Origin of the sequence: Mumia sp. (assembly GCF_028803055.1) — a bacterium.
GTDB lineage: Bacteria > Actinomycetota > Actinomycetes > Propionibacteriales > Nocardioidaceae > Mumia.
The window spans coordinates 1-4,127 of the sequence record NZ_JARBCJ010000239.1; the positions used below are offsets into that span (position 1 = coordinate 1).

The window sequence follows — 4,127 nt, forward strand, 5'->3', positions numbered from 1 at the left end:
GTGACGAAGAGCTTGCTGTCTCCGTACGAGGTGCGGCCGGGCCGCGCGAAGTCGGGAGCCAGACGTTGCGGTGAGCCGGAGTGGTGCAGCCCGCTGCTGAGGAAGATCGCCCGCTGCGGCGGTGTCATCGTCGCGGTGAGGACGAACGGTGCCACTGTGTTCACGGCGAGGACGTCGCCGCCGCGCATGACGCCGGCGTTGTGGACGACGGCGTCGAACCGGCCGATCGCGTCAGCCCGTCGCGCGACCTCGACGGTCTCCTCGCGGTGTGAGAGGTCGCCGTAGACGACGTCGTACATCTGCTCGAGGACGCGTACGTCCTCGATGCGGTCGGCGTTGCGGGCGTGCAGTACGACGTCGTGCCCGCCCGATGCGAGAGTCGTGGCGGTCGCGAGTCCGAGACCCGTCGACGCTCCTGTCACCAGCAGCAGTGCCATGATCGCTCTGAACCAGAGGAGTCGTTCATGCTCCTCACTGTAGGGAGGTTGCGATGCAGATCTGTGCGACGTGCGGCGTCGAGTACAGCGAGCCGCTCCCCGAGGTGTGTCCGATATGTGCCGACGAGCGCCAGTGGGTGCCGGTCGACGGTCAGCGCTGGACCACGACGGCGGAGCTCGGCGCGGCAGGCCAGCGACTGGTCTGGACCGACCGCGAGCCAGGTCGTGCCGAGCTCACCACCGACCCGAAGGTGGGGATCGGTCAGACCGCGCAGCTGGTGACGACGGAGCAGGGATCGCTGCTGTGGGACCCGCCCGGCTACGTCGACGACGAGACCGCCGCCCGGATCCTCGATCGTGGTCCCGTGCTGGCGGTCGCCGCCAGCCACCCGCACATGTTCGGCGTCCAGACCGCGTGGGGCGACGCCCTCGACGCTCCCGTGCTGGTGTGCGCGTCGGACGAGGGCTGGGTCGGACGTCGTACGGAGCGCATCGGGCTCTGGGAGGACGACCACGCGCTGGCGCCGGGACTGACCCTCCATCGCGTCGGCGGCCACTTTGCTGGCGCGGCGGTCGCTCACTGGGCCGGTGACGCCAGCGGGGGAGGACTCCTGCTCAGCGGCGACACGGTGTTCCCGAACCCCGACCGGCGGTCGCTGGGCTTCATGCGCAGCTATCCGAACAAGATCCCGCTGTCGGCGGCCGTCGTCCAGGCGATCGCCGACCGGCTGAGCACCCTCGACTTCGACCGCATCATCGGCAACTTCGGCAACCCGATCGACGGTGACGCGAAGGCCGTTCTCGCGTACTCCGCCGCCCGCCACATCGCCTGGGTGCGCGGCGACCACGACGACGAGACCGGCATCCGGACCGACGGCTGAGGCAGGCTCAGCGGTGCGGGCTCGGGCGATAGACGAGCTCCTGGGTGCGGCCGTCGAGGGTACGGGCCTCCAGCAGCTCGAGGTCGAAGTCGGCGGCGCCGCCGAAGATGGGGGCCGTCCCCGTCTGACCGCTGATGACGGGAAAGAGGGTCACCTGGAGGCGGTCGACGAGGCCGGCCGCCATCAGCGCGCGGTTCATCGACAGGCTGCCGTGCGAGCGCAGCGGCACGTCGGACTCCGCTTTGAGACGGGCGACGACGTCCACGGCGTCGCCGCTCGCGACGCTCGCGTTCGGCCAGTCGAGCGGCCCCGTGATGGTCGACGAGACCACGGTCGTCGGCATGCTCACCATGCGGTCGTTGATCGGGTCTGCCCCGGGTGTCCTCTCGGCGCTCGGCCCCAGGATCTCGACGAACTCCCGATAGGTGTTCGCGCCGAGGACCATCCTCTGCTCGGCCTCGTACTGGGCGAGGCGGTGGGCGAGGAACTCAGGGCCCTGCTTGCCCCAGTAGCCGCCCCAGTCGCCACCCTCTCCGTACGAACCGAAGCCGTCGAGGGTGGAGACGATGTCGAACGTGTAGCTGGCGGTCATGCTGATCTCCTCGCGGGGCTGGGTCGACTCTCTGCAGAGGAGACCGGCTCCGCGCCGAAACTCATCGGCGTCGGCTAGAGCCAGCCACGTCGTTTGAACACGACGTAGAGCGTCGCGCACACCAGTGCCATCAGCGCGATGGCGAAGGGGTAGCCGAACAGCCACCCGAGCTCGGGCATGTGCTCGAAGTTCATCCCGTAGATCGTGCCGACGAGAGTGGGCGCGAAGAGGATCGCCGCCCACGAGGAGATGCGCTTGACCTCCTCGTTCTGGAGCAGGCTGGCCTCGGTCAGACGCTGCATCTCCTCGTTCTGCCGTTGGCCGACGAGCGTGGAGTTGACGGCGAGGATGTTCTGGAGGAGCAGCCGGAAGCCCTCCACCCGCTCGACGACCCGGATCACGTGGTCCTCGACGTCGCGCAGGTTGCGTCGCAGCTCCTCGTCGACCTCGTACTTCTCGAAGCCGCTGCGCAGCGCGTCGAGCATGCCGATGAGCGGGCGGGTGGCGCGTTGGAACTCGATGACCTCGCGAGACAGCTCGTAGATGCGTCGCGAGACCGCGGGGTCGCCGGCGAACACCTGGTACTCGATCTCGTCGATGTCGTTCTCCAACCCGTCGACGACCGGACCGTACTCGTCGACGACCTCGTCGAAGATGGCGTACAGGACGGCTTCCGGGCCGAGGGAGAGGAGGTCCGGCGCTGCCTCGAGGCGACTCCGGACGTGTCCGAGGTTCGGAGCCTCTGCGTGCCGGACCGTGACGACGAAGTCGGCGCCGGTGAAGACGTGGACCTCGCCGAACTCCACGCGCTCCTCGGCGTCGAGATAACGCGCCGGCCGTAGGACGGTGAAGAGGACGTCGCCGTAGCGCTCGAGCTTCGGGCGCTGGTGAGCACGGATCGTGTCCTCTACCGCGAGCTCGTGGAATGAGAACTCCGCGGCGACCGAGTCGATCTCCTCGCGCGACGGACGGTAGAGGCCGATCCAGCCCATGCCGTGCTCGTCTCGCAACAGCTCGTAGGTGTCCTCGAGGGTCGGCGGCTCCACCTTGCGTGCCCCACCGACGTACACGGCGTTGTCGACGATCCCCATCGCTGCCTCCCCTCATTGCCACGCCGACCGTACCCCGCTGACGCGCGTGAGGCGCTGACGCCACCGGGATTCGGCAACCTCAGAAGGACCGGATCCGGCCGCGGCGCCGACACGCGGCGCGCGTTGCGACCGGCTTCTGCCGCAGTGGAGGATGGGGCGTCGCGGGGGAGGCCTGCACGAGCCGATGGGGAGATCAGATGGCGGTCACGACCGCAGGTGTCGTCGATCGAGGGCTGAGGCGCACGGGCGATCCGCGCGTGTGGGGCACGACCATCGGCGCCGCGGGCGCCAGCGTGTTCGTCCATGCCAACCGGGGTGAGTTGCCGTCGACGGCCTCGATCGTTGCGGTGGTCCTGTGGGCGGGCGCCCTGGCGGCGTACGTCTGGGCGGTGTTCGTGAGGCCGCGCTGGTTCCCCGAGCCCGAGCCGGTCCGCGGCAGTGCCCCCTGGATCTATCTGGCCAGCGTCGTCGGCATGCTCGCCCTGGTCCAGGTCGGACAGATGGCGCTGGACGCGGGGGACAAGGTCGACGTCCTCCCGGCCGTCATCGTGCTCGCCGTCGGGCTGCACTTCCTGCCCTTCGCCCGGGCTTTCCACACGCCGATGTTCATCCGGCTCGGTCTGGCCATGGCCGCGCTCGGTGTCGTGGGGCTGGTGCTCGGCCTCGCGTGGACCGAGACGGCTGCCCCGGCGATCGCCGTACTCGCGGGCCTGGTCATGCTCCTCGTGATCACGGAGGCGGCCCTGCGGGACGACGGTCACGCGCCGTTCTGACCGGCCGGTTCGTTGCGGCGCGGGGTCGCACGGAGGATCGTGGTGCCGGTGCCTGAGGTAACACCCGTACCCGCCGAGCCCGCGGACGCGGGCGCCGTCCGCCAGATGGTGCGCAGCGCGTACGCGCCGTACGTCGAGGCCATCGGTGGCGAGCCGGCGCCGATGAACACCGACTACGGGCGGGCGATCGCGGACGGCGACGTCCACGTCGTGCGCGAGGACGGCGAGATCGCTTCTGTCGTGGTCACCCGGGGGGAGGGGGACCACCTCCTGATCGAGAACATCGCGGTCGCTCCTGCGCGGCAGTCGCGGGGACTGGGCCGGGCGATGCTGGTGTGGGCCGAGGCCCAGGC

General features: G+C 69.8%; 6 protein-coding genes. 3 read left to right on the plus strand and 3 right to left on the minus strand.

Annotated elements, in window-relative coordinates; all coding sequences use genetic code 11:
* Positions 1-437: SDR family NAD(P)-dependent oxidoreductase (locus tag PV363_RS16265; RefSeq protein ID WP_301022882.1), on the minus strand; the 437-nt coding region annotated here is incomplete at its 3' end.
* A 53-nt stretch (positions 438-490) separates the two neighbouring features.
* On the opposite strand from PV363_RS16265, the gene PV363_RS16270 reads away from it, so the two are divergent.
* Entirely contained in the window at positions 491-1,318 is an 828-nt protein-coding gene (locus tag PV363_RS16270; protein WP_220346788.1) for a hydrolase, read from the plus strand.
* A 7-nt stretch (positions 1,319-1,325) separates the two neighbouring features.
* Here the strand turns inward: PV363_RS16270 and PV363_RS16275 are convergent, their stop codons facing one another.
* Complete coding sequence (locus PV363_RS16275) at positions 1,326-1,910, minus strand: dihydrofolate reductase family protein (protein WP_301022883.1); 585 nt, start codon at positions 1,908-1,910, stop codon at positions 1,326-1,328.
* A gap of 74 nt (positions 1,911-1,984) precedes the next feature.
* Complete coding sequence (locus PV363_RS16280) at positions 1,985-3,001, minus strand: magnesium and cobalt transport protein CorA (protein ID WP_220346790.1); 1,017 nt, start codon at positions 2,999-3,001, stop codon at positions 1,985-1,987.
* A 197-nt stretch (positions 3,002-3,198) separates the two neighbouring features.
* On the opposite strand from PV363_RS16280, the gene PV363_RS16285 reads away from it, so the two are divergent.
* Complete coding sequence (locus PV363_RS16285; protein ID WP_301022884.1) at positions 3,199-3,774, plus strand: hypothetical protein; 576 nt, start codon at positions 3,199-3,201, stop codon at positions 3,772-3,774.
* 48 nt (positions 3,775-3,822) lie between these two features.
* Positions 3,823-4,127, plus strand: a 305-nt coding sequence (locus PV363_RS16290) for a GNAT family N-acetyltransferase (RefSeq protein WP_301022885.1), incomplete at its 3' end; no start/stop codon positions are given.